Annotated in this window: 23 protein-coding genes and 2 riboswitches; all 23 genes read right to left on the bottom strand. The window is 34.8% G+C overall.

The window, feature by feature from the left end:
- Positions 1-7: 7 nt before the first annotated feature.
- The gene (locus C3E88_RS07845) at positions 8-1,042 is read right to left on the bottom strand and encodes a sugar-binding transcriptional regulator (RefSeq protein ID WP_236909617.1); all 1,035 of its coding nucleotides are present in this window, start codon (positions 1,040-1,042) and stop codon (positions 8-10) included.
- Positions 1,043-1,310: 268 nt separating this feature from the next.
- Entirely contained in the window at positions 1,311-2,687 is a 1,377-nt protein-coding gene (rpoN, locus tag C3E88_RS07840) for an RNA polymerase factor sigma-54 (RefSeq protein WP_236909616.1), read from the bottom strand.
- A gap of 144 nt (positions 2,688-2,831) precedes the next feature.
- The gene (locus tag C3E88_RS07835; RefSeq protein ID WP_236909635.1) at positions 2,832-3,725 is read right to left on the bottom strand and encodes an ABC transporter permease; all 894 of its coding nucleotides are present in this window, start codon (positions 3,723-3,725) and stop codon (positions 2,832-2,834) included.
- Positions 3,726-3,753: 28 nt separating this feature from the next.
- Complete coding sequence (locus tag C3E88_RS07830) at positions 3,754-4,866, bottom strand: ABC transporter permease (protein ID WP_236909615.1); 1,113 nt, start codon at positions 4,864-4,866, stop codon at positions 3,754-3,756.
- A complete protein-coding gene (locus tag C3E88_RS07825) occupies positions 4,853-6,361 on the bottom strand; it encodes an ABC transporter ATP-binding protein (protein WP_236909634.1) in 1,509 nt (502 codons plus the stop codon). The genes C3E88_RS07830 and C3E88_RS07825 overlap by 14 nt, the downstream gene beginning before the upstream one ends.
- A gap of 97 nt (positions 6,362-6,458) precedes the next feature.
- Positions 6,459-7,544, bottom strand: a complete 1,086-nt coding sequence (locus C3E88_RS07820) for a BMP family lipoprotein (protein WP_236909614.1) — start codon at positions 7,542-7,544, stop codon at positions 6,459-6,461.
- A gap of 197 nt (positions 7,545-7,741) precedes the next feature.
- Positions 7,742-8,923, bottom strand: a complete 1,182-nt coding sequence (gene grdD / locus C3E88_RS07815; RefSeq protein WP_236909613.1) for a glycine/sarcosine/betaine reductase complex component C subunit alpha — start codon at positions 8,921-8,923, stop codon at positions 7,742-7,744.
- Between the two features lie 10 nt (positions 8,924-8,933).
- On the bottom strand, positions 8,934-10,478 hold the full coding sequence (gene grdC / locus C3E88_RS07810; RefSeq protein ID WP_236909612.1) for a glycine/sarcosine/betaine reductase complex component C subunit beta: 1,545 nt from the start codon (positions 10,476-10,478) through the stop codon (positions 8,934-8,936).
- 87 nt (positions 10,479-10,565) lie between these two features.
- Positions 10,566-11,876, bottom strand: coding sequence for a glycine reductase complex selenoprotein B (gene grdB / locus C3E88_RS07805; RefSeq protein WP_236909611.1), 1,311 nt, complete (start codon positions 11,874-11,876; stop codon positions 10,566-10,568).
- Between the two features lie 32 nt (positions 11,877-11,908).
- Entirely contained in the window at positions 11,909-12,388 is a 480-nt protein-coding gene (gene grdA, locus C3E88_RS07800; RefSeq protein WP_236909610.1) for a glycine/sarcosine/betaine reductase complex selenoprotein A, read from the bottom strand.
- Positions 12,389-12,428: 40 nt separating this feature from the next.
- Entirely contained in the window at positions 12,429-13,715 is a 1,287-nt protein-coding gene (locus C3E88_RS07795; protein WP_236909609.1) for a glycine/sarcosine/betaine reductase component B subunit, read from the bottom strand.
- Positions 13,716-13,783: 68 nt separating this feature from the next.
- Positions 13,784-14,101: a thioredoxin TrxA gene (gene trxA, locus C3E88_RS07790; protein ID WP_236909608.1), complete on the bottom strand. Its 318-nt coding sequence runs from the start codon at positions 14,099-14,101 to the stop codon at positions 13,784-13,786.
- A gap of 23 nt (positions 14,102-14,124) precedes the next feature.
- Positions 14,125-15,069, bottom strand: a complete 945-nt coding sequence (gene trxB / locus C3E88_RS07785) for a thioredoxin-disulfide reductase (protein ID WP_236909607.1) — start codon at positions 15,067-15,069, stop codon at positions 14,125-14,127.
- 468 nt (positions 15,070-15,537) lie between these two features.
- A riboswitch (glycine riboswitch) is annotated at positions 15,538-15,639 on the bottom strand.
- A 113-nt stretch (positions 15,640-15,752) separates the two neighbouring features.
- Positions 15,753-17,363 carry a Na/Pi cotransporter family protein gene (locus C3E88_RS07780; RefSeq protein ID WP_236909606.1) on the bottom strand — a complete coding sequence of 537 codons (1,611 nt, stop codon included), beginning with the start codon at positions 17,361-17,363 and terminating at the stop codon, positions 15,753-15,755.
- A 110-nt stretch (positions 17,364-17,473) separates the two neighbouring features.
- Complete coding sequence (locus tag C3E88_RS07775; protein ID WP_236909605.1) at positions 17,474-17,941, bottom strand: tRNA (cytidine(34)-2'-O)-methyltransferase; 468 nt, start codon at positions 17,939-17,941, stop codon at positions 17,474-17,476.
- 15 nt (positions 17,942-17,956) lie between these two features.
- Entirely contained in the window at positions 17,957-18,784 is an 828-nt protein-coding gene (locus C3E88_RS07770; protein WP_236909604.1) for a Cof-type HAD-IIB family hydrolase, read from the bottom strand.
- A gap of 95 nt (positions 18,785-18,879) precedes the next feature.
- Entirely contained in the window at positions 18,880-19,653 is a 774-nt protein-coding gene (locus tag C3E88_RS07765) for an ABC transporter ATP-binding protein (RefSeq protein WP_236909603.1), read from the bottom strand.
- Between the two features lie 12 nt (positions 19,654-19,665).
- A complete protein-coding gene (locus C3E88_RS07760) occupies positions 19,666-20,715 on the bottom strand; it encodes a FecCD family ABC transporter permease (protein ID WP_236909602.1) in 1,050 nt (349 codons plus the stop codon).
- 13 nt (positions 20,716-20,728) lie between these two features.
- Positions 20,729-21,694, bottom strand: coding sequence for an ABC transporter substrate-binding protein (locus C3E88_RS07755; RefSeq protein ID WP_236909601.1), 966 nt, complete (start codon positions 21,692-21,694; stop codon positions 20,729-20,731).
- 100 nt (positions 21,695-21,794) lie between these two features.
- Positions 21,795-21,975: riboswitch (cobalamin riboswitch) on the bottom strand.
- A gap of 42 nt (positions 21,976-22,017) precedes the next feature.
- A complete protein-coding gene (locus C3E88_RS07750; protein WP_236909633.1) occupies positions 22,018-22,512 on the bottom strand; it encodes a methylated-DNA--[protein]-cysteine S-methyltransferase in 495 nt (164 codons plus the stop codon).
- A gap of 7 nt (positions 22,513-22,519) precedes the next feature.
- The gene (locus tag C3E88_RS07745) at positions 22,520-23,191 is read right to left on the bottom strand and encodes a DUF2225 domain-containing protein (RefSeq protein ID WP_236909600.1); all 672 of its coding nucleotides are present in this window, start codon (positions 23,189-23,191) and stop codon (positions 22,520-22,522) included.
- A gap of 21 nt (positions 23,192-23,212) precedes the next feature.
- Positions 23,213-24,592, bottom strand: a complete 1,380-nt coding sequence (locus tag C3E88_RS07740) for a VanW family protein (protein WP_236909599.1) — start codon at positions 24,590-24,592, stop codon at positions 23,213-23,215.
- A gap of 70 nt (positions 24,593-24,662) precedes the next feature.
- Positions 24,663-26,618 carry a cell division FtsA domain-containing protein gene (locus C3E88_RS07735; protein ID WP_236909598.1) on the bottom strand — a complete coding sequence of 652 codons (1,956 nt, stop codon included), beginning with the start codon at positions 26,616-26,618 and terminating at the stop codon, positions 24,663-24,665.
- Position 26,619 lies beyond the last annotated feature (1 nt).

The following is a 26,619-nucleotide window of genomic DNA, read 5'->3' as shown; positions in this document are numbered from 1 at the left end:
TTTAAAGCTACTTAGTAGCTTTTTTGGCAATTTTAAGGATCTTTCTTGCAGCTCCTTCATCAGTAATAATAGTCATGTTCTTTCTCAATGATGCTATAGCCATTATGGCCTCAGCTTTTCCTTCCCCTCCAGCAACTCCAATAACATTGTCTATATTTTGAAAAGCCTCCAAAGACAATCCTACCGTCAAGGACTCCCAGATTTCATTCCCATCTATATCAAAATAATGTCCAAAAGCTTCTGCTACAGCTCCCCTATGAATTAAACCCTCTATTCTTTCCTTTGGTAACTGTCTTCTTTCTGCCATTGTATCCGCTCTACCTATGCCAAATACCAATAAATTCATATCATCTATCAGTTTAATTACCTCTTTTATATCTGATATATTTAGTATGGCGTCTAATGTTGCTTTGTCTATATTATCGGGTATATGTAATAGCCTATAATTAGCATCTAGCTTTTTAGCCAATTTTGCAGCTATACTATTGGATTGAGTTTCTACATCTTTGCCCAAGCCACCCCTTGCTGGGGTAATCAATACATCGTCTGCAACCTTTCCTACAGGCATTTCCTCTGCTACATGGGCCATGGTGGTACCACCTGTAACCCCTATTATATAATTTTTATCTATTAGCTTTTTTAAGTATATAGAAGTAGTCTTACCCATGTCCTTTAGTACTAAACCATTATCATCAGAATTACCTGGAGTTATTAACACTTTGTCGACCTTTAGCAGTTCTTCAAGAGCCTTTTCCAAATCAGAAATACCTTTAATCCTATGCATTACCTTCCCCAGTTCCTTGATTACATTTTTCCCCTCTTCTGTTACATACATACCCATACTTTCTATATTCAATAACCCATATTCCTTAAGAATACTTACTTCTGTTCTAATGGTCCTCTCACCTATATTCAATTCGTAGGCCAGTCCCCTTCTTCCAATAGGTTGATTGTAATATATAGTCCTTAAAATATTGTATCTCATTTCAATAATGTCAAATATCTCGGGAACTACTTTTTTTTCAAGTTCAATTAAATCCATATTGGACCCACCTTCTATAAATTCATCATGTAATAGTATATGGAAAATAACAAATTTTAATCTTAAAGGGACACAATCTGTCCACTATGTGTGGTTTTCGTCCCGCAAGCAACAAAAAAAATTAAGGAATAATTTCTACCTTAATTTTCATTATAAACTATATAAGGATTATTTTCAAGAATAATATAAAAGAATTTAACAAAATTAAAGCTAGAGTTGGTTTTTATGCCAACCCTAGACCCCTTATGAATTGTCTATCTTAAGCTGTTTAATATCTTCTTCTCACAGTAGAGGAGGGGATCTGCAGTTCGTCCCTATACTTTGCAACAGTTCTTCGAGAAATACTAATACCTCTATCTTTTAAAATATCAGATATTTTCTGATCACTATAAGGTTTTTTCGGATTCTCCTTATCTATTAAATCCTTAATTATGGATTTAATACTTGTAGAAGACATCTCTCCACTATTAGTAGACAATCCACTAGAGAAAAAGAATTTAAGTTCATATAAACCTCTAGGAGTTTGAACATACTTCCCATTAGTAGCTCTACTTACCGTTGATTCATGCATTTCAATATCATCGGCTACCTCACTTAATGTAAGTGGCTTTAAACCCCTTTCTCCAATTTCAAAAAAATCCCTTTGAAATTTTAGTATGGATTCTACTACCTTATAAATGGTCATCCTTCTCTGTTCAATGCTTTTAATAATCCACATAGCAGAGTTTAATCTCTCTGTTAGATATTCAGTAGCATTTTTATCCTTTTCCTTACGCATCAGTTCCTTGTAGAAGTTATTTATATTAAGTCTAGGTCCCGTTATATCGTTTAGCAAAATAATATATTCACCATCAATATACTCGATGGTAGCATCGGGAGTAATATATTTTACTTGATCTCCACTACTAAAACATCGTCCAGGTTTTGGCTCTAAAGTCTTTATATAGTCGCATATCTCCTGAACTTGTGCTATGTCCAGATCTAGTTCTTTGGCTATTTTGGATAAACGATTATAGGCTATATCTTCTAGATAATACCTAATTATTTTTTCAGCTTGAGGGTTTTTAGGGTTATCTTCCTTAATCTGAAGCAACAAGCATTCTTTAAGATCCCTTGCACCAACTCCCAAGGGCTCAAAACTTTGAATAATAGATAAAACGTTTTCAATCTTCCCAGGGGATATGCTTAAATCCTTAGCCACTTGTTCTACTGATGTCATCAAGTATCCATTTTCATCAATGCTTTCTATTAGGATTTCACCGATTTTTCTATCCTCTTGGCTCATGTCCAATACGTTTAGTTGAAATAATAGGTTTTCCCTCAGAGAAGTAGAATAACTAACAAAATTTTCAAAACTATATTCTTTGGTGTTCTTATCTTTTTGAGGTCTATAGCTTATATCGTCATCTTTCCCAATATATTCTTTCCAATCAATTTCTTCCCTCTTATTGGCATAGTCATCTATGTTTTCATAATCCTCTACTGAGTTTTCTAATTCCAATAGGGGGTTTTCTTTTATTTGCTCTTCCAAATACTCATTTAATTCTAGACTGGTAAACTGAAGTAGTTGAATAGCTTGTCTTAATTCTGGTGTCATCACCAATTTTTGAGCTTGTTCAAGGGTTAAGTCATATCCTAATTTCATTAGGCTCACTCCCACCATTATTGATAATATTAATAGATATCTATGGACCTATCAATAATATTATACCAAAATCTTTAATAAATACAAAATCATTTATTATTCGACAAAAAAGTCTTTGGCCTTTAAAGACCAAAGACTTTTCCATTAGCCTTGATTTTTTTCATAGGGTAAACCATTAGCTGCAGGACCTGTCGCTTCTCCTACAAAAGCCATTAGTACAATTAAGGTAATAACATATGGTATCATAGCTAGTATTTGAGATGATACCTTTAAGCTAGTACCTCCTAAATATACTACTAAACCTTGTGCTACTCCAAATAGTAAACAACCCCACATAGCCCCTTGAGGTTTCCAGTTGCCAAATATCATAGCTGCCAATGCAATAAATCCTTGTCCCGATATTAACGACTCTCTGTAGTTAGATACTACAGCAATGCTTAAGGCCGCTCCACCAAATCCTGCAAGTATACCTGATAAAACAACTGCTAAGTATTTAATTCCATATACGTTTACTCCCAGAGTATCTGCTGCCCTTGGATGTTCCCCTACAGATCTTATTCTTAATCCCAATTTGGTTTTATATAACATAAACCAAACTAATAATACTAGTAAAAATGCAATATATACCGTAGCATATTGGTTTAATACTGAATTCCAAAAGGAATCTGTAGAAAAAACTCCATTAAGAGGTCTTGGAATCTTGTGATCCAGATCCAAAGGTAACGTCATAGCAGCCCCGTCAAAGAATATCTTACATAAATATAGCGCTAACCCTGGCCCGATAAAGTTCATAGCAATACCAGACACTACATGATCTGCAGTAAAAGTTACACAGGCTATGGCATGTAATAATGCCAGTCCACCACCAGCTAATCCAGCAGCTAAAAATCCTAACCAAGGGTTTCGGGTAAAATATGCTACTGTTGCTCCTGTAAATGCACCGATAGTCATCATGCCTTCCAATCCTATATTTACTACTCCAGCACTTTCAGATATTACCCCTCCCAGGGAAGTATACATCAACGGCGCTGCATACATTAGGCTAATTCCTATTATTATTCCTAAATCATTTAGAACTTTCAACTTCTCCACCCCTTTTCTTACCTTTATAGGAGGTAATTATTTCAACTAGTTTTGGCATTGCAATAAAGAATACGATAATGCCTATGATTATATTTATTACCTCGAAAGGCGCTCCTATATTAGGTTGAAGTTTGCTACCGCCATATTTTAAAGCTCCAAATAGTAAGGCTGCAGGTATACAGCCTAAGGGATTATTTCCAGCAATTAAAGATACTGCTATCCCATCAAATCCATAACCTTCCATAATAGCCAATATAGCGGTTTCCCTAGATACTCCTAGTACTTGAGTAGCCCCTGCAAGTCCTGATAAAGCACCTGCTATCATCATGGATACTACTATATTCTTCTTAACATCTATACCACCATATTCAGCAGCATCTTTATTAAATCCTACTGCTCTAAGCTGGTAGCCTAAAGTAGTATGTTTTAATATATACCATATAAGTATAGCCGCCAAAATAGCAATTATAAAACCATAGTTTACTGGTGGATTCAGAAAATCCTTCCAGAAACTATGTTCTGCCAAAAAGGCTTTTCCAGCTTCAGAAGTCTTCCATTTACCCAGTACATTTATACTAGCAGATTCCAATATCCTGTGTGAAGCTTCTTTATTCGGTCTTTTAAATGCTTTAGTAAATACCATGAAATTGCTAAAATATAATGCAATCCAATTTAACATAATAGTGGTAATTACCTCATTAATACCAAATTTTGATTTCAACAAACCAGCAAAACCAGCCCATAGGGCGCCTGCTAATGCCCCTGCTAATAGAGCTACTATAGGATGAATAATTGGAGGAAGCTTTACAAAATAGCCAACTAATGTTGCTACTAAACTACCTATAATAAACTGGCCTTCCGCCCCTATATTGAAAAGTCCCGTTCTAAATGCAAAGGCTACAGATATACCAGTTAATATTAATGGCGTAGATCTGATAATAGTCCAGGATATATACTTAGGGCTTCCGAAAACCCCCTTTATCATAATGCCATAGGCCTCTAAGGGATTAAATCCAGCTATTAGCAATACTATAGCCCCAATAATCAATCCAAACAATATGGATATTCCTATAACAATAAATCTATTTCGCTTCATCAATTGTACCTCCTCCAGCCATTAGATAACCTAGGGTTCTTTCATCAGCTATTTTGGCATCTATTACATCTACGATCTTCCCATTAAATATAACTGCTATTCTATCCGATACATTCATAATTTCATCTAATTCAAAGGAAATCAATAAAACTGCTTTGCCATTATCCCTCTGTTCTACTAGATATCTATGGACATATTCTATGGCTCCTACATCTAGTCCCCTTGTAGGTTGAGCTGCTATTAATACATCAGGGTCATTAGATATCTCCCTAGCTAGTATAACCTTTTGTTGATTACCTCCTGATAGTTCTCCAGCAATATGTTTTTCATTTCTTGGCCTAACATCAAATTTATCTATTAGTTCTTTTGAGTAATCTGATATTTCTTTATGATTCAACCTGCCTTTAGTAGAAAAAGGTTCCTTATGATAATTTTCTAATATCATATTTTCTGCAACTGTAAAATCTAATACTAAACCTCTTTTTTGTCTATCTTCCGGAATTGTACTCATGCCACTTTCTATTATTTCCTTTGGACTTAGATTAGTTACATCCTTGCCATTTAAGTTTACTGTACCGCTTTCAATAGGTCTTAATCCCGTGACTCCTTCAATAAATTCCGATTGCCCATTTCCATCTACTCCTGCAATTCCTAGTATTTCCCCTCTATGCAATTCTAAGGATAATCCGTCTACAGCCTTTAATTTCCTATTATCCTTGATTACTAAATTATCAACTTTAAACACTACATCGCCTATATCAGCTTCGCCTTTATCAACTTCGAAGCTTACTTGTCTTCCTACCATCATGGATGCTAAGTCCTCTTCTGTCACATCTTTTACTTTAACCGTATCAATTTTCTTGCCTCGCCTAATGACAGTACAAAAATCCGCTACCTGCTTGATCTCTTTTAGTTTATGTGTAATTATTATAATAGTTTTCCCTTGGCTTGCTAAGCTTCTCATTATCTGCATCAACTCGTCTATCTCTTGAGGTGTTAACACAGCAGTAGGCTCGTCTAATATCAATATATCGGCTCCTCTATATAGAGCCTTTAATATCTCTACTCTTTGTTGCATTCCTACAGATATATCGTGTATTTTAGCATTAGGATCTACATGAAGGCCATACTTCTGAGATAATTGTTCTACTTCTTTAGTGGCTCTTCTTACATCTAAAACTCCCATTTTTTGTGTAGTTTCCATACCTAACATTATATTTTCTACAACGGTGAAAGTTTCTATTAGCATAAAATGTTGGTGCACCATCCCTATGCCATTTTCTATAGCAATGCTTGGGTTTGTAATATCAATTTTCTTTCCATTTAAGTATATTTCCCCAAAGGTTGGCTCATATAATCCATATAGTACGTTCATTAATGTAGTCTTTCCAGCCCCATTTTCCCCTAATAATGCATGGATTTCACCTTTGTGAACTGTTAGATCAATACTATCATTTGCAACAAAGTCACCAAATTTTTTGGTAATATTTTTCATCTCTATGACTTTCGCATCAAAATCAATACTCAATAGGGCCCCTCCTATCTAAGATTTAGCAGCTCAGACCTACGCCTGAGCTGCTAATTTTATTCTATTATAATGTTTTCATGAATTCTTCAAAGGTTTCTTCATTAAATGGTACTTCTATTTCACCATCTATTATCTTCTTTTCTATGCCTTCAACTTCTTCAAGGATTTCTGCTGGTACATGCTGATCAGAAGTTGGCGCTATACCAACTGCTCCTTCTTCTAAACCATATACTACAGTTTGTCCTCCTGGGAAATTGCCATCTACTAACTCTTTAACTACATTATAAACTCCAACGTCAACACGTTTCATAGCTGATGTTAGTACATTGTCTGGTGCTAAGTAGTTTTGGTCTCTATCTACACCGATAGCCCATTTATCTTGTTCTTTTGCTGCTTCTATAACTCCATTTCCTGTATCTCCGGAAGCGTGGAATATTATGTCAGCACCTTGTTGATACATCTGAGTTGCAATCGCTTTACCTTTAGATACGTCTGAGAAGGATTCAGCATATTGATTAAGTATTTCTATTTCTTTGCCTAATTCCTTAGCTGCATATTGAACTCCCGCTTGGAATCCATAGTCAAATCCCCATATAACGTCTCCTGCTATACCTCCAACAAAGCCAACTTTGTTAGTCTCTGTCATCTTTCCTGCTATATATCCTACTAAGAATGATGGTTGTTCAGCTTTGAATACTACCCCTACCACATTGTCTGGAGTATCTTCATAAGCGAAGTCAATTATTGCATATAATTGATCAGTATTGTTTGTTGCTGCATCCAATAAAGCATCGCTTAATTTAAATCCTATACCCCAAATCAAGTCATTTTCTGCGTCCAATAGGGTTTCGAAGTTTGGTGCAAAATCAGCATCTTGTTGAGACTCTACATAGGATACTTTTACCCCTAAATCCTTTTCAGCTTCTTCTAGACCTTCCCATGCTGATTGGTTAAAGGATTGGTCATGAACTCCACCTTCATCTGTTACCATAGCAACTTTAATATCTGATTCAGGTGTTTCTTCTGGTGCTTCGTCTTCTGTTCCAATGCTATCTTCTGGTTCTTCTGGTGTTTCACCTTTATTACCGCATCCTACTATACCAAAAGCTAGTACTGCAATTAATAGAAATGCCAATAATCTTTTCTTCAATTTAAAACTCCCCTTTCTTAATTGTTATAACTTTTTAAATTGAAACTTAGACATATAAACATATGTCTTTCTTGTTGTTGATAATCAAAATTCCATTAAATTACCAACATCATTATTATATAATACTTTACATGATTTTACAATGTATAAAATCTATAAAAAAAACACTCCAAGATTACTTGGAGTCTTGGAGTATTTTAGCAAGGATCTGATTCTTGAGAAACATATCCTGCCTTAGATAATATTTCTATAGCCTTATCTAATTTTTCTTCATTAACCATTACAATAGGACCAGTACATCCCATTCCTGATTCAGCATATATACCTTCTTTCCATAATACCTTTACTGCATCTTCCAATTCCATTATATCTATACCAGAAATTGTACCTGTAACGGTTTCTGCAGGTGGAGCTTCTACTTCTTCATCATCTTCTGCTTTCCTAGTATCCTTTGTTAACCCTTTTAATATATCCTTTAAACCTGCTTTGTTAGCCTTCTTGAATTCTTCTTTAGCTATAGTTTTCACATTGCCCCTTATTAAATCTGCCCCATAGCTAATAGCATTAGCTACTACTGGTATTCCCGATGCTCTCGATAAAATCAAAATCAATCTGTCATAATCTTCACCAATTCCAGGACCATATCCATAACCTAGAGACTCATAACTTCCACCGGTAGTATAAGAAGAAAATACCTTCATCAATATATTCCCTGTTAATGTATCTGTTACCATCACATCAGGTACTCCTGCTAATAAGTCATTACCTCTCATGACACTACCGCCATCTGCTCTCATAGATTCAGTTAAATTGATTTTATATCCATTGTCACTTAATTCACTGAAAGCTCTTTCAACTTGCCTAGCTCCATCTACATTCAATATACCTACTGTTGGGTTTTCAATTCCCATAGCTTTAGCGGTAATAATCCCGCTTATACCGTTTTTGACCATAGCTTCAACTCTATGAGGAGAAGTAGTACCAGTAGTCGTTGCAATTATCATTTCTTTACCCTTTCCTGGTGTTACGACTCTCCCTACTGTGGAAACGCCTATAGGAAAACTATAATGCATTGTAACGCATGCGCCTATTTCCCCATTGTCAAGCAGTTCTTCCATCTTTTTATATCCTTCTTCTTCTGTTTCTGCTATTACTTGAGTCAATTTAGTATCATGTTTTGGTCCAATTAATACTACTTCAATAGAAGGATCCCTTTTTTGAGCTAATTCTGCTCCCTTTACTAGATTATCTATTCCATGTTCGGAGCCTAAAGTAGTTATTCCTACTCTTACTTTTTCACCAAATTGGCCTGTTTCCATAGCATCAGCTATATCATTAAAAACTTTTCCAATCATCTTTTTAACATTATTTTCTGCCATTTTATCACCTCTAATCCTGAAGTAGATGAGAAGCAAAATCTCTCATAGCTTCAGCTACAAGTGTCCTAACTTCTTCTTCTGATACACCTTTTTCCTCATCTGTTTTTCCTGGATTCTTTTCTACTACAATAGAAACACCGTCAAATAGATTCGTCATTCTTCCTAAGAATAAACTTCCTTTACCTACTATCATGGCATTCTTCATCTTACCTTCTAATATATCTGCTCTAGCAAATCCTAAATATGGTACTCCAGATGGAATATGACCTTGAGTTGGTGCCCAACCTTCCATACCATGTTCTTTAATGAAGTCCATCATTTGAGCTCTTTCCAGATCTTTTCTCATTACGCCCAATGCACCAATCATCTTATAGTTTGCATTTGGTACGTCTCCAGCTCCAGCTGGTTTTGTAACATCTGGATTTTGCATTTCTACTGAGTATTTATCTATATCGGTAATCTTTAGATCTCCTTTTTCTAATGGAGTAGTTACTAAAGCACTCATTACAGCTTGTGGTGATGAACCAGTTCCAACAGTATGTCTTCCTACTAAATCCGTTCTTAGTACTGGATTTATTCCATCATTTTCACTTATCAATACAGCAAATCCGCCTACTACGTCTTCAAGAATTGGCATGTCTTTTTCCACGTGATTCTTACCATTCATACCAAGTTTAGCTGTTGAACCACCAGAGATAACTACTACATTTTTAAATGTTCCCGATTGCACTAGTGAAGATGCTATTATTAAAGAGTGAGTTGGTGCTGCACAGAATCCTCTTGTATCTGAACCAGTTGCATTTTTAAATCCAACCATTTCAGCTATGGATTTAGCAAAGTTTCCTCCACCTCTTTGATTCATATCGCCGCAAGCTTCTTCTGAACATTCAATTATATAATCTACATCTTCTGGATTTATATCGTTTTTAGCTACTAGATTTAAACCTGCTAATACTCCAGAAGCTTTACAAACAAGGTTTTCAAATAATACATGAGCATTTAAATTTTCATCTACATCATGGGCTCTTTTTACACAACCAACAATTTTTCCATCGGTATAAATAGCCTCTGCTCCTTGTTCATTGATTAATTTTTCAATATCTGCTAAATCATCACCAGTTTTAAGCCTTGAAATTAGATCATCCCTATCCTTAATTAGAGGGTGAGCTTCTAGCTTAGTTTTAACTTCTTCTGTAAACTCTTTTGTTAATTTTACTAAATCGAAAGCATCAACAATTTTCATTAGTCCAATAAATTCATCTTCAGGCATGATCTCACCATATTTGCCATATCTAGATGCATCTTCTAATGGTTTGTCATACCAAGGTTGAGCGTGCTCTCCTAATTCTTCTGGAGTCATATTCCCAATATACACTTGATTAGGCATATAGTTTACTGCCTCGTCAAAGCTACGTAAATGGTTTGGTAACTTCTTTAAATAGTCTGAATCTGGATTGATAGTTCTTTCTGTAGACTGGGTTGTTCCATTGTGAATAACCATATCTTCAGCATGTACTAATATATAACTAGTACCTTTTACTACAGGATAATTCATAAATCCACCTCCATAATGTTTATGTAAAACTTTTTTATCTTTAATCTTTAAATGGGTGATAAAAATCACCCATTTAAAGTTTTAAACTTAATCTTCAAATACCGTTTGATCGTCAACTTCAGTTGTTAATGCAACTAAAGCTTTTTCTACTAATTTTCTTCTTAAAGCTTTTTCCTCTTCAGGCTCTAGGTTTGGATTTCCTAGTGGGTGAGGTATAGCAATCGTTGGTACTATTCTATTTGCACCTACTGTTAAGGAAATTGGAACTACTGTACACATATGAACTACAGGTAATCCTGCTCGTTCTATTTCTTTTACCATTGTTGCACCGCAACGTGTACAAGTACCTCAGGTTGAAGTTAGTATAACTGCATCTACACCATCAGCCACTAATTCCTTGCCAATTTCTTCTGCAAACTTCTTAGCACTTGCAACTGCTGTACCATTACCTACAGTACTATAATAGTATCTGTGAAGTTTTCCTATTTTGCCTTCTTTTTCTAGATCTCGAAGTACATCCACTGGAATAACCCTATCTAAATCTTCATTAGCATATACAGGGTCATATCCACCATGGGCTGTTTCACCATTTTCTGAGTTTAAATCATCAATTCCTTCTATATCGTATTTACCATATTTAGAAGCAGATGAGGATTCGATATGATCTGGATTTCCCTTTGGTACTGCTCCACCAGATGTTACTATAGCTATTGTAGCCTTAGTAATATCTTTAACTGCCGGATTTGGATCTACTCTATCAAAGTCTGGCATTGGGAATTCAGTAACAAATTCGTCACCTTTAAGCTTCTTAAGTAACATATCAACTGCTCTTTCAGAGCCTCTCTTTTCAGTAAAGTAATTCTTTCTGATTCCTCTTGGAATATAGTGTTCTTCCTCTGGGGATCCTATTTCTTCACCTTTTGCAATCTTTAATGCTAAAGGTGCCATCTTCTTAACTGCATCTCTCATCCCAGCAGCAGAGTTTCTAGTGGATACTATATATACACTTTTTTTGTACATATCTGCTCCAGGGTTTTCTACATACATTCCTGTCATAACAGGAATACCTAACTCAGATTGTACTGCATCTGCAATTGTACCACATGCAACACCATATCTACCTGCGTTAAAGGCTGGGCCTGCTACAAATAGATCTGGGTTATATTGCTTTACCATTTTTAGAATTTCAGCCTTTGCTTCTTCTACATTTTCGTTAAAGTAACTGTCACCACATATAATTGTAGCAACTATTTCTGCTTCACCTTTAAATCCTGCATTTAAAGCCATACCTGGACCGACAATTTCTTCTCTAATTTCTGGTTTGTAGTCTGCTTTTTCTTCTCCACCAATTCCTGCAAAGAACTGATTTATATAATGGACTACTTTAATTTTCCCCATTTGATTCCCCCCTCTCCTTTTTTTCTAGGGAATTAATCGTTGAATTTACCAAATTCTTCTCTTATACCTTTTACTTCTTCTATGATTTCATCAACATCTAGAACCATTTCCATCATACCTATTTGTTCATCATAAACGCCTGCATCTACTGATTCTTTGAATTCTGGTTCTACTGCATGATAAACTCTAAGTCCTAACTGGACTCCTGCTAATGGACCTGCAAAAGTTGGGTCTCCTGCTGTAACTGTTTCAGCTGCTAATCCAGCTGCTTCAGCTTCAGCTCCACCTATTAATACGATCATGTTTTCTGCACCGTATTTTTCTGTTAAGTCTTTAACCCTCTTTTGATTTTCTAAGTCCATAGCTCCTGCAGCCGTTCAGACAAAACACTCAGTAGATGAGAATACTACTTCAGCGTCTGTAGTCTTAACACATTCTTCCATGGCTGGTCCTGGAATACCGTCTCTATCGCCAATTATGATAACTTTCTTGTTAGCATCAAATATTGACATCACTACACTTCCTTTCTTTTTAGATATTTTAATAGTATTATTAATATCCTTTAGCGGACATTTTGTTAAAGCCTAATTCATTTGTCGCACCTGTAATAGCTTGAAGTTCTACTGTAATGGAACCATCTTCATGTAAGCTTCCATCAAATCCTCCAGCTATTATATCTACGAAGTTTACATGACCAATTATTTTATCCATTGGTGGTAATTCAATAACTTCGTTAGCATTTCCACCTGTTACAACTGCATCTGCAAGTGGATCAGCATCAGCTAAAGATTGGCTGGCACCGTCTCTTCCTGCATATTCGTCAGTTATTATAACAGTTTTTATACCTTTTTGCTCAATCTTCTTACAGTTCATTATAAGGTCAGTATCTGGGTTACCAAAACCTTCTTGAGATATTACAACTCCATCTAAGTCTAAATACTCAGCTAGTTTAGCTGTCCAGTTAGAAGATCTTTCTTTATCTGCTAAATACACGTTTTCGTTAGTAATAATAACTCCTACGAAATTTAGTTCTTTTCCGTGTTTTGCGTATAGATCTTTAACAACTGGGTTGTTTAGATGATGATAAGTTGTATTCTTATCACAAGCAGATACACAGTTACCACTTATTATAGCTCCATCCATTATCTCTGTTGGATATATTATAGTAGGAACTATTTGTTTTGCATCTACTCCATATACATAAGTATCATGAAGTAAACCTTGAGATTGAAGCATTTGAACATAAGCTACCCTTGGTAATTCAGGATATTCCTTTGCTCCTTCAAATAATGTTGGAGTTTCATACACTTCCACATTGTCAGGAGTTAATTCTTTTGCAGCTTCTGCTAAATAAGCAGCTGCTTTGAATCCTGCAAACCTAACAGCTTTTTCATGATTATGTTGCTTCAAATCATCTTGTGGTTCACATGTTAAAACTATGTTGTTTAATTTTGAGAATGGAGTATATTCTGCTCCAGGTCCAGTCATATCTATGATACCTTCCTGAAACCCTACAATCTTACCTGTAGTAACTACTGCACATCCTTTTAATACATTGGTCTTTCCAGTACCAACAGTATCAACTTTAGATAATACTCCTGGGAAAATTCCTCCTGGGCCCTCAACCTTAACCCTTGGTTCAATAACATCCTTTACAGGAGTGATCCTTACACTTTCACCAGGTTTTGCAATTTCTACGTCTACTTCTTTAAGGTGCTCATCTTCTTTAATCAAAGCTATTAACTCTTCTTTGTTTACATAAAGCACCCCATTGTCAATTTTAGTTTCATCACCAAATTGAACATCTTTTATAAGCACATGGCCTAATTCCAGACGCATAAATTCACCTCCCCTTATTCTTGAAACCATCTATTTTAATTCTGGGCAAAGCCCAGAATTAAAATCAATTATGCATACTTCTTAACCATTTCTTCTACAGCAGCTGCTGTAGCTTCAGATTCTGCTAATCTTTCTACTTCTTCTCCATCTTTGTATATGATTATTGCTGGCAATCCCATTACTTTTTGTTTTATTGCTAGTCTTCTTGCTTTAGTAATATCTAGTGAGCAGAATTTAACTTTTTCACCATATGTTTCTTCTAATTTATGAACATGTGGCATCAATGCCTTGCATGGTTCACAAGTTGGTCCCCAATAATCCACCAACACAGGACCTTCTGCATTTAATACTTCTTCTTCAAAATTTTTCTTATCTAACTCTACCATAATTATCCCTCCTAAAATTTATTTTAAACATCAAATACTTCATTGATGTATTTTTCAGCTTGAACTGCGGCAATAGCTCCATCAGCCGTGGCTGTTACTACTTGTCTTAGGGATTTTACCCTAACATCTCCCGCTGCAAATACTCCTGGAATGTTAGTCTTCATATCTGCATCTGTTGGAATGTATCCATTTTCCAAATCCATCTTTCCTTCAAACAATCCTGTAGCTGGAATAAATCCTATGAATGGGAACACTCCAAAAGTTCCATCATCTTCGTCTGCAACTACTTCTGTTAGTTCTCCAGTTTTAACGTTTTTAACTACCATGGACTCAACTATTCCATCACCTTTTATCTCTTCAACTACTGAATCCCACATGAAATGCATTTTGTCGTTTTTGAAAGCTTTCTCTTGGATTGATTTTGCAGCTCTTAATTCATCTCTCCTATGAATTATAGTAACCTTTCTTGCAAATTTAGTCAAATACATACCTTCTTCTACAGCAGTGTCTCCTCCACCTACTACATATACTTCCATGTCCTCAAAGAAAGCAGCATCACATGTAGCACAATAGGATACTCCCCTACCTGTCAATTCTTTTTCTCCAGGACAACCTATTGGTCTTGGATTTGCACCTGTAGCTATAATTACAGTTTTAGCTTGATATTCTGCCTTTTCTCCCTTTAGTACTTTGATTTTTCCTTCTAATTCTACATCTACAATAGTATCTAGCACTCTTTCTGCTCCAAACTCCTCTGTTTGGTCAACCATCCTAGCTATTAAACTAGGTCCTGTAGCATTTTCAACAGACCCTGGATAGTTAGCCACTTCAGCTGTTGATACGATTTGTCCTCCAGCCTTTTCTTTTTCAATCATTAGAGTTTTAAGTCTGGCCCTTGATGCATATAGCCCTGCTGCTAATCCTGCAGGTCCTTCGCCTATAATGACAACATCATAGATTTCTGACATAGTTCTTCCTCCTTTTGGATATGATTATGGTTTTGACAACCTTTTAAAGTTATATTTTCCATAAATTTATCCATAATATTCTCTTACATATAAATAAATTTGGTTTGAAACATAATTCAATTGATAAGTTGCATCTTTGACTATGTATGCTTTCTTCTATTCTTAAGATGAGATTATTATGGTTGTTGTAAAATCACCCTACCATAATAATAATAAAGTTTTGATGTTATTACAAGTTCTACTTTCTAAAGTTCCTCATACAATAATATAATACCCATAAATATAAATTTAAAAACACATATACCAAAATCCAATATTTGATATATCCTTCACCTTTTTGCGCATAATTTGCGCATAACAAAAACAGAATAGAAGAAACATATTAATGCCTTCTACTCTGTTCTAATAACCTGAGAGTTTCCCCATACAAATGGATTGCTCCTTCGGTGCTTTCGCTTTTCAGAGTTTCGTCTAAGCACGGTCCTTTTGCCTGAGATCATCGTTGCATAATGGCAAACTATACAACTTATTCCTTCGGCGCCAACATATGGTCTCTCCCGCACTTATCATCCGAAATGTAATTAATTTTTATTGATATATTTTTCACATTGCAGCTATATTATAATATATAAAACTAATTATGACAAGACCTTTTATTAATTTATTTTATATTTTTAATAAAATCATTGCTCTTTAAGCTGATCTAAAACATAAAGAGATATATTAGAGGAATGGTCAGAAATCCTCTCCAAATTGCTAAGTAGATCTAAAAAGACTACCCCGGAACTTGGTTGGCAAAGCAATTTATTTAATCTATCTATATGATTTGTTCTATATTCTCGTTCTAAATCGTCTATTTCCTCTTCTAATTTTAATACCTCTCTAGCTTTATCAAAATCTATATCTGCCAAAGCTTCTAAGGTCTTTTTGAATACTTCTCGACTTTTGCCAGATATATTGTCAAACTCTTCTATGGCTTCATCACTAAAAAATAATCTTTCATCTATGGCTGATTGAGAGAGTTCCGCTATATTGTCCGAGTGATCTCCTACCCTTTCAATGTCATTTACTACATTTATCAATACATTTACCTGAGTATGCTGTTCATCTGTCAAAGGAGCATTGGATAGTTCTACTAAGTACTCTATTATATCTCTCTCCAGCCTGTTTATAACTTTTTCCTGTGAAAATACTTCTGAGGTCATTTTTTCATCCTTGTTTTTAAAAGCCTTAGAAGCTAGCGCTAAATTGTCCTCTACTATTTTACCCATTCTCAATACCTCTTTAGTCACTTGCCCAAGAGCAATAGATGGAGTTTCAATAATTCTTGGATCTAAGTATTTTACTCCAACACCGACTTCTTCTTCATCCCCAGGGACTAGTTTGTTTGCTGCCTTAACTAATAATCCAGCAAAAGGCAATTGAACTATTACATTTATTAAATTAAATAATGTATGGGCATTGGCAATTTGTCTTTGTATATCACCAGGGGAAACCCTTAAAACTATTGCCTCTATTGGCCTTCTGAGTATAGTCATAAAGATAATAGTACCTATTAAGTTAAATAAAAAGTGTATAATTGCTGCTCTTTTTGCTGTTTTATTTGTACCTACACTAGATATTAGAGCTGTAGTCGTGGTACCAATATTGTCCCCAAACAGTATTGGAAAAGCGATATTTAAGCTTATAAGTCCTTGAGAAGCCAAGGCTTGCAATAAACCGATAGAAGCACTACTACTTTGTACAATAGTAGTTAAGCCTAGACCAACCAATATGCCTAAAAACGGATCGTTTAAACTAATAATGATATTTTTAAATACTGGACTACCTGCCAATGGTTTCAATCCACTGCTCATCATATCCATGCCAATAAACAGTATACCAAATCCAATGAATATCTCCGCTAAGTTTTTAGCTCTCTTCTTAGATGTAGCAATCCATGCTCCGACCCCAATAGCCACTGCTAATGGTGCCAAATCCGTAAGATTAAATGCAATAAGCTGAGCTGTTACGGTAGTCCCTAAATTGGCTCCCATTATTACTCCAACAGCTTGTGTTAAATTCATAAGTCCAGCATTTACAAATCCTATTACCATAACCGTAGTAGCACTACTACTTTGTACTACCATAGTAACTAGGGCTCCTACGATTACTCCCATAAGCCTATTGTTAGTTAATATCTCTATTAACCTCTTTAACTTTTCACCAGCAGCTTTCTGCAATCCCATACCCATTAAATTCATTCCATAAAGAAAAAGTCCTAGCCCTCCCAAAACCGGCAATGCTATATCCATTTGTACCCTCCTAATTCATATTTATAGTTTTATATGGGTATATATTTTGTATGAGTCTAACTTTATATTAATATAATTTTCGAGGCTTGATTGTTAAATCTTTGTAAAATTTATTCTAAGTATGGAAATTTTAGTTGTCTTAAGGCCTCAAATAGTATTATATTAACTGAATTAGCTAAATTTAGTGATCTTTTAATACCTTCTTTCATTGGAATCTTTATAGTTTTTTCCCAACTCTTATTTAGTATTTCATCAGATAATCCTTTGGTTTCTTTGCCAAATACAATAAAGCATTCATCTATATAATCAATATCGGTATAGATTTTTCTTCCCTTGGTAGTTGCATAATAAAAATTCTCATGGAAATATTTCTCCTTAAGCTCATCAAAACTATCATAATAATGGATCTCCACTAGATGCCAATAGTCTAGCCCAGCCCTTTTCAAATATTTATCCTCTACTGAAAAACCTAAGGGCTTTACCAAATGGAGAGTTGTATTGGTTAATGAGCATGTTCTAACAATGTTTCCTGTATTTTGAGGTATCTCTGGTTCTACCAACACTATATTCAGTCCCATAAGTGTTCCTTCTTTCTATAGATTTAATACATATTTTTCTATAGCTTTTGCTACTCCATCCTGGTCATTAGTATCAGTGATTACATGGGAGTGTTCCCTTATTATTTCATCTCCATTTTCCATAGCAACAGCTAGCCCAGCCATTTGAAACATGGGTATATCATTTTCATTATCCCCAATGGCTACAACTTCAGTCCTATCTATATCTAATGTTTTGCATAGTTGTTTTAACCCTTCACCTTTTGATACTCCTGTATTCATTACTTCAACATTATTATACCAAGAACTTGAAATATTGATTCCATCTATAGATTTTAATCTATCTCTAAAATGTGCAAGTTTATTTCTATCCTCTTCTATAAATACAAATTTATATATTTGAGCATTATCCCTTTCTAATACCTTCATAGGATCTTCTAATATCTGAAAATTAATCTGTTGCTTTTCCGAATTATCTTCGTAAGACTTATAACACTTTGCCATCTCTTCATTAACTATACGAGTATAGAATGTATTTATGTCATAAAAATGATAATACATATCATTTTCTTCTGCTAATTCCATCAGTTCTTTAGCTGCCGCCCTCTCCAGAGCATTTTCATATATAATATCCCTTTCATCACCACATGATACTACTGCTCCATTACATGCAATTATAGGATTTTTCAAATCCATAGCTTTAGAAAAATAAAGAGCAGATCTGAGTATTCTACCTGTAGATAGGACTATATATACCCCTGCTTCTATAGCTTTGTGCAAAGTTTCCATGTTTCTCCTAGAAACTTTATTTTCACTATTTAGCAAAGTTCCATCCATATCTATAGCAATTAATCTATATTTCATATACATCCTCCTCTTGAGTTTAACAAAAATAGCATATCATAAAAAATAAAATAGTCAATAAAAAAACTTCATTTTATTTGGAAGTAAAATGAAGTTTACAATGGGGTTATCTGAATGCTATCTGTAATTTTGTTTTTTTCAACTACTACCTTTAAATTATATGCTTTCTCTATATTATAGCTATTTACCACCTGAGACGGTTTACCTATTCCTAATACTTGCCCTTTGTCTAACAATAAAATTCTGTCTGAATATCTATTGGCTAAATTAATATCATGTATTACCAGTATAATAGTAGTGCCATGCTTTCGGTTTAATCTTTTTAAAAGCCTTAATATCTCTATTTGATGGTTTATATCCAAATGGCTGGTAGGCTCATCTAATAATATTATATCTGGTTTTTGTGCTAAGGTCTTTGCAACAACAACTCTTTGTCGTTCTCCACCACTTATCTCATTTATACTCCTTTTTTTCAAATAGAAGGTATTGGTTAGTTTCAAAGCTTCATCGACTATGCTATAATCTTCAGGGCCTTCCTTTTCAAATCTTCCTAAATAGGGATATCTTCCCATTAATACTACATCTTCTACAGAAAATTCATAATCTATAACGGTATTTTGAGGCACTAAAGCCACCTTTCTAGCCAATTCTTTTCCCTTATAATCTTGAATCTCCCTACCTTGTATTAATATTGTGCCAGATTTAGGTTCATAAATATTATTCAATAGCTTTAAAAGGGTAGACTTACCTGAACCATTTGGTCCTATTATACTAATAAACTCCCCTTCTTCTACCTGAAAGCTTACATTCTTAAGTATGTTTTTTGTTCCATATCCAAAATTTAAATTTTCTATCTCCAAGGCATACATATTGATCACCTACTATATGGACTTTTTTCTTTTACGTAATAGATATATAAAAAACGGACCTCCAAACATTGCAGTTATTATCCCTACGGGTATTTCCATAGGAGAGATAATAGTTCTTGCTATAGTGTCGGCAAATATCATAAATATTCCACCTATAAAGCCTGAAGCAGGTAGTAGTATTCTATGGTCTGGACCAACTATTATTCTAACTATATGAGGTATGATAAGTCCTACAAATCCTATTATACCACTTATAGAAACTACCATAGAGGTCATGAAGGTACCTAAGATCAATAGTAATAGCTTAGTCTTTTCTACTTCTACCCCTAGACTATGGGCAGATTCTTCCCCTGTTAACATTATGTTTAAATCCCTGGCAAAAAAATTCATAGCTATTATAGACAAAACTATAGGTATGGAAATCCTCATCAACGGCTCCCATCCCTTCCCTGCTAAACTTCCTAGGGTCCAGTATATTATCTTGTTCATATCTTTACTATATGTGACCATTAAAAAAGACATAATTGCAGTTAAAAATTGTCCCACTGCGACTCCTGATAGTAGAAGGGTAGTTATAGGCACTTTTTGTTTCACCTTAGCAATATTATAAACAATAAATACAGTTGCTAAGCCCCCTATAAATGCAAATACGGCTATAGTAGAAAAACCTAATATTTGTACATCTAAATTAAACACAATGGATATACTAGCACCTAATGCAGCTCCAGAAGATATGCCTAATATATAAGGGTCCGCCATTGGGTTCCTAAGCATACCTTGGAAGGCTGCGCCAGCTGTAGATAAACTGGCGCCAACCAAAACCCCCAACAATACTCTGGGTAGTCGTATTGACCAGATAATGGTCCTGTAAGCATCTGATATCTGAGATAGATCTATATATTTGTTTATTATGGGCAATTTTGAACCAATTATTCTAAAAGTATCCAATATGCTAACATCTGCTGTTCCAATGGTAGCAAAAAGTCCTATGGAAAAGACAAGAGCTAGCGTAAGTATAAGTATTATAGTCTTATGGGAGTTGCTATCCCTGTTTTTTATCATATATATCCCTGCTCTACTTAAACAATTCAGGATGAATAGCCTTAGCCACTAATTCCAGAGCATCCACTATTCTAGGCCCCGGCCTTGATACTATATTGGGCTCTAATGGATAGATTTTATCATTTTTAATCGCAGTAATACTTTCATATCCTGGTCTTTGTTTAATTGACTCAGGAGTTCTCTCCTCCATGTCATCAGCAGATAAGTATACTTCCGGATCCATTTCAATTAATTTTTCCACGTCAAACTGAGGATAAGGACTATCAGCATCTTTGGCTATATTATCTCCACCGGCTAAAGCCATCAATTCATCCATAAAAGAACCTGGTCCTGCCGCCGTTAGTGGATCATGCCAAATTTCATAAAATACTCTTACCTTTTCTGCATCCTTAATTTTTTCTACAATAGCATCTCTTCTATCCATCATATCCTTGGTTATCTCTTCGGCTTCTAAAGTTTTACCAGTTATCTTGCCTATTGTATTTATTAAATCTATGACCTCATCAATAGTCTCCGGTTCATAGGATATAACTTTTATCCCCGCTTCCTTTAAACTATTATTGATATTTTCATCTCCAGGGCCATATTGAAATACCATATCCGTTTCCAACTCTATTATTCTTTCTATATTTATTTCTTGAAAACCTCCCACTTGTTCCTTAGTACCTGCTTCTTCTGGGTAGTCACAGAAAGATGTTACCCCTACTACATTGTCCCCTAGACCTAAGCTAAACAGTATCTCCGTATTACTTGGAGCTAAAGATACTATTTTTTCTGGTGCTTCTTCAAATACCACTTTGTTGCCAAATTGATCCTCTATTTCCAAGGGATATTCTACTAGAGTTCCTATATTTTCAATATCATTATCTTCAGGCTTTTCTACATCCTGATTTTTAGGTGTACAACCTACGGATAAAACCATAACTAAAGTTAGCACTATCAGTATTATAGCAATCCTATTCCTTCTTATATTATTCATTACATCTCCTCCTATTATCATGGTAAAATACAAAAATCCCTATGCCTTTTTTATACACAAAAGGATAGGGAAATCCAAATCCACTCATCCCTCCCTCCGAGGCTTTATTTATATATAGGTAGGTATCCTGGCTTATGGTTCAACCTACTCCCAACACCTTCCCAGTTTCCCAGTGGTATATCGTTGGTTTCGTACCCATTTACAGTAGCGGGGGCTGCAGTGGATTTACACCACTTTCCCTTTGTCCTATTAAAAAGAACTCCTATATCTTTAGAATTATTTAATTGTTGCTAAAGAGATAATATCAAATTATTAGGTTTTTTTCAAGCATTAGAAGCTTCCAATTCCAACAATCTCCTTTTCAGCCTTACTCCACCAGCAAAGCCTGTCAATTCACCATTAGATCCGATGACCCGATGACATGGGACTATAATTGGTATGGGATTTTTATTCAACGCTCCACCCACAGCTCTAAATCCTCTTGGAGAACCCACTTCTTTAGCCATTTCTTTATAAGTCCTAGTTTCTCCATAAGGAATGTTTAACAGCTCATTCCATACCTTTCTTTGAAATTCAGTACCTCTCAAATCCAATTCCAAATTAAAATATTTCAATTGACCTTTTAAGTATCCTATTATTTGATTGTGAAATTTATATTCCTCAGCGCATACCCTTTGCAGGACTCCATACTTTTTTACTTGGCTTACTATATCTTCCTCCTCTTCCTTGGGCAAAGAAAGGTATACTATGCCCTTAGAAGAAAAAAACAGATACATATTCCCTATAGAGGTTTCAAAATCATAATATTTTATTTCCATTTCCAAACTACCCTTCCCTTGTTAATCGCCATTGTTCCCTAGTCATTTTATCTATCATAGGATTATATTTTAAATCTGGATTAGATAGTACAGTATTAAACCATTTCAAGGCCTCTTCTTTATTACCTAACCTCCTATTGAGTTCCCCAACTAAATACCCTAGTCTTAGTTCATCTATGTTTACATTCACTAAGGATTCTTTATAATAGCCCTCTTCGAATAAATCCCTAGCTAGTCCTAAAAATCTCACTTCTTCCTCTTGAACTTCCTCTATCCTATATAACCACGCTATACTTAAGCATAAAAAACCTAGCTCCACCTTACCATAGTTCAGTAGTTCTCCAATGTAAAGGGCTAATTTATATGTTTCTATTGCTTCTTCTGCGGTTCTCTCATGACCATAGCTCCTCTTATTCCATTTAGAAGTGATTTTCTCCAGTATTATTTGTTTATTTTCATAGGACAAAGAGCTAAATCTACTTTCCGACGCAGCATATCCGCAGTTAGGGCATACATATATATTGTATTTTAATGGGTTTTGTCTCTCATAATAGGAGAGAAAGTCTTCATCCCTCTTTGTTAGCCTTAATTTAGAGCGTCTTACCTTCTTAGTCTTAAACTGCTTATCACATGTAGGACATTTAATGTCTTTATCATATAACTCACCTATCTCTGTCAAATAAATACCTCCTGTCAATTCCTAGTCGTCTATTTCTACAGACTCTTCCTCCTCATAGGCACTAGGTCCTATTCTATAGATAAAGTTTCTAGGCTTGTAAAAGTCTTTTGTAATAAGTTGAGTATCTACAACCTTCCCATTTTTGACTATATGCTTATAGGTATGGACCTTATATCCCGTTCTTCCCTGTTGAACCAGTTCTTTAGTTCCCGGGGCCAAACTAGTGTCTTCTACCGTCTCTTCCTCCGGTTTAATAGTTTCTACAAGCTTAGGTTCTATTCTTACACTATAATCCTTAGCATTTTTATCGCCATATACGTATATGTTAACCCGATCTCCAACAATTCTAGAGTGAATAAATAGAGGAAAGTCGAAACTATTTTTAAATTTCAAATCTAAAAATCCATAAGCTACTGCTGCATCTTGACCAAAGTTAACATATTTTACAGGGATAGAATGAGGAGATCTTTCTACGATAGTTACATTTGCCAACAAAAGTGCATTATATAATGTAGTGGAAGTTTGACAAACTCCCCCACCAACATCAGGAGTAAACTCCCCTTTTATTATTACATTGGCTTCCTTGTATCCAAATTTTTTCTCCCTTGGCCCGGTAAATTCATTAAAAGAAAACACTTCTCCTGGCATAATAATCTTTTTGCTGAGAGCTTTTGATGATATTCTAATATTTTCAATCCTTTCTTGGCTACTGCCTTTAAAGGATGTAGAATACTCACCAATAACTCCATTGATCCTACTCAACAGTTCTCTAGTCTTAGTTGGATGTATCTTTTCAACGGGTATTTCAATAGGGTGTAAATCATATATATTATCATTTATCAACTGAATGAGCTTATCCTGATCCACTTTTTTTCCTATGACTTCATCAGTAATATTAATATTACCATTGTTAAAATGAAACTCGGCATCCTTCATGTCCAAATCTATTTCCTGGGCAATGGTCGATGTAATTTCATGAACTTTTTGCCTATTATAGTTTGAATCCAAATCTATCTTTACCCCATTTTTTTTCGTGTCAATAATATCCTTAATCCTTGCTATTATATTGCCCTCTCTCCCTATGGAATAGGCCTTATCTATCGCATCATTGTAAGCGTAATGGAAATCAAATTGTCTTACGTTAATATCGTATATCTTATCCTCATAGCTTAAAACCATGTTTTTATCATCTAGTTCACTCTCTCTTTTTTCCTTGATTAATTTCAAAGCTTCTTCCTTAGTCATAAAACTCAAATCAAACTCATCAATACTAACTCCTTCATAGATTTGATCCGTACTCAATACCTTATAATATCCATAGGCACCTAATCCTAGAATAATAGCAAACAAACTAATTAATATAATTAATAAGATTGGTTTCTTTTTCTTTGTTTTTTCCATCTCTATCCTCCAAATTTAATAGATTTAAAAATATGTATTTAAATAATATGTAACATAAGCTTTAGTAATGCTATTTATTCCAGAATATTTGGACTACATCTCCATCCTTTAAGGGAGCCATATATTCTGCGTCTTTTCCATTTACCTTTAAAACTAAATTTCCCTTTGGCTTAGTCAAATCGAAATCTATGTGATCAAATAGATCTACAAATATAAATTCCTCTTTACCATAAGTAATAGTATTTTCTTCCCCATTTATTACCAGTCTAATGGTTTTATTTGATATTATGAAGATCTCGTCCCTAGGTTTCAGTGTTATATCCTCTTTTACCTTTCTGCCATTTAATAGTACCCTATCTAATGGAATATCTTGACCCAAGTATTCTATCAACTCAATTAATGTGCATATTTCTACTATTTCAACCCTATCCCCTTCATTTAATAAAGGATTTCCCTCTATTTCTACCCCATTTACTTTAATAGTCCTCAACAAGTTAAAAGGTTCATCATTAATAAATATCATTTTTTCCTTGGATATGCAATCGTATAAATATGGAATTATTTTTTCCCCTTTAGTCCCTTTAACTATTTCTACTATATCTCCATCATTTAAAGATGTGTTTAAATTGCTTATTTTCCCGTTTACATATATTTTAGCTGGCTCTCCTATTTTCCCGGCAAGAATTTTCTTCTCATCATCTACAAAATATTCAAAAGCATCTCCAAGCTTTGGAACTAAATACCTTGGATTATATCCTGTCAATACTAATATATCTGACACTTTAACCTTGTCCGTATTGAATAACCTTATCTCTTCTCCATTAAATTGTATCTCCATGAAATTACTATACTTTTGATTAACACCTTCCACAGCAATTCCTATGGGTGTTACTATATCTGGACCACATATATTATCATCTATGCCTTCAACATTTTCAATAAAACTAGTATCCCTAATGGACACCCTTTCCCTAGGAAGACCTAAGTTTTTTGCTAGAGACTCCCTTAGTCCAGGCAACTGACTACTTCCACCAATTAGAAACACTGCACTAGGGGTTTTCCCATTAAATTCTATAATCTTTTCTGCAATTCCTTGGGAAATTTTATTTACAGTTTCGTGTATGCCTTGAAGGATTTCTTCAGTAGTAAGCTGGTACTCGATGCCCACAACATCTGTAAATCGATGGTCTTTCTGGGAATTGAGTTTTATTTTTAATTCCTCGCTAGCGTTAAAATCTAATAAATACCTTTTGGATAAAGCCTCCGTTATTTCATCTCCCGCAGTAGAAGTCATAGCATAAGCCATAATATTACCATCCCTCGTTATGGCAATGTCCGATGTTCCTGCCCCAATATCTACTAGTGCCAAGTTCAATAATCGTAACTCTTCCTTAATTGCCACATTTATCGCCGCTATTGGCTCTAAGGTAATATTGCCCACCTCAAGGCCAGCCTTAGATACAACGGTGTATAGACCTTCAATTACCATTTGTGGTAGAAAAGTAGCTAATAGATCCACTCCAATTTTATCTCCTCTATGTCCTTCTAACTTAGTCATAAAATTATCATCTAAATAATAGTTTATGACGCTATAATCTATACTATAGTATTTTAGCTTGTTTTGATTTTCATCTTCGTTTATTCTTTGTTGAGCTTTTTGGACTGCATCAAGCTCTAAAGCTTCAACAATATTCCTGCTTATTTCCATGGACCCATCTATTTCTTTATCTACCCTAACTTTACAAGTTTTTAAGGATCTACCAGCTGCAGCTATGGAAACCTTTCTTAGTTCTATACCCAGCCTTGCCTCTAATTCCTCTTTTATTTCCTTTACAATTTTAGTAACTCCATCAATGTTGTGAATCTGTCCATCATACATATTCCTTCTGTCATGTTCTCTAAAGGAATAAGCCAATATATGAAGTTTTTCATCTTCTGTATATTTACCAACAATGCCAATAATGGTTCTGGTACCAATATCTAATGAAAAGATCAAATCATCAGCTGTATTATTCAACTCTTTCATA

Source organism: Clostridium sp. Cult3, assembly GCF_021655115.1.
Taxonomy (GTDB): domain Bacteria; phylum Bacillota; class Clostridia; order Tissierellales; family Tepidimicrobiaceae; genus PPXY01.
The sequence above is the reverse complement of the archived record's forward strand: the minus strand, read 5'-3'. Positions and strand labels throughout refer to the sequence as shown.

Coding starts and splice junctions, on each gene's coding strand:
- C3E88_RS07845 (WP_236909617.1), bottom strand. CDS start 1,042: ATGGATTTAATTGAACTTGAAAAAAAAGTAGTTCCCGAGATATTTGAC.
- rpoN (WP_236909616.1), bottom strand. CDS start 2,687: ATGAAATTAGGATATGACTTAACCCTTGAACAAGCTCAAAAATTGGTG.
- C3E88_RS07835 (WP_236909635.1), bottom strand. CDS start 3,725: ATGTATGCAGCGCCGTTGATGTATACTTCCCTGGGAGGGGTAATATCT.
- C3E88_RS07830 (WP_236909615.1), bottom strand. CDS start 4,866: ATGAAGCGAAATAGATTTATTGTTATAGGAATATCCATATTGTTTGGA.
- C3E88_RS07825 (WP_236909634.1), bottom strand. CDS start 6,361: ATGAAAAATATTACCAAAAAATTTGGTGACTTTGTTGCAAATGATAGT.
- grdD (WP_236909613.1), bottom strand. CDS start 8,923: ATGGCAGAAAATAATGTTAAAAAGATGATTGGAAAAGTTTTTAATGAT.
- grdC (WP_236909612.1), bottom strand. CDS start 10,478: ATGAATTATCCTGTAGTAAAAGGTACTAGTTATATATTAGTACATGCT.
- C3E88_RS07795 (WP_236909609.1), bottom strand. CDS start 13,715: ATGCGTCTGGAATTAGGCCATGTGCTTATAAAAGATGTTCAATTTGGT.
- trxA (WP_236909608.1), bottom strand. CDS start 14,101: ATGGTAGAGTTAGATAAGAAAAATTTTGAAGAAGAAGTATTAAATGCA.
- trxB (WP_236909607.1), bottom strand. CDS start 15,069: ATGTCAGAAATCTATGATGTTGTCATTATAGGCGAAGGACCTGCAGGA.
- C3E88_RS07780 (WP_236909606.1), bottom strand. CDS start 17,363: ATGGATATAGCATTGCCGGTTTTGGGAGGGCTAGGACTTTTTCTTTAT.
- C3E88_RS07775 (WP_236909605.1), bottom strand. CDS start 17,941: ATGGGACTGAATATAGTGTTGGTAGAACCAGAGATACCTCAAAATACA.
- C3E88_RS07770 (WP_236909604.1), bottom strand. CDS start 18,784: ATGAAATATAGATTAATTGCTATAGATATGGATGGAACTTTGCTAAAT.
- C3E88_RS07765 (WP_236909603.1), bottom strand. CDS start 19,653: ATGTATGCCTTGGAGATAGAAAATTTAAATTTTGGATATGGAACAAAA.
- C3E88_RS07760 (WP_236909602.1), bottom strand. CDS start 20,715: ATGATAAAAAACAGGGATAGCAACTCCCATAAGACTATAATACTTATA.
- C3E88_RS07755 (WP_236909601.1), bottom strand. CDS start 21,694: ATGAATAATATAAGAAGGAATAGGATTGCTATAATACTGATAGTGCTA.
- C3E88_RS07750 (WP_236909633.1), bottom strand. CDS start 22,512: ATGGAAATAAAATATTATGATTTTGAAACCTCTATAGGGAATATGTAT.
- C3E88_RS07740 (WP_236909599.1), bottom strand. CDS start 24,592: ATGGAAAAAACAAAGAAAAAGAAACCAATCTTATTAATTATATTAATT.
- C3E88_RS07735 (WP_236909598.1), bottom strand. CDS start 26,618: ATGAAAGAGTTGAATAATACAGCTGATGATTTGATCTTTTCATTAGAT.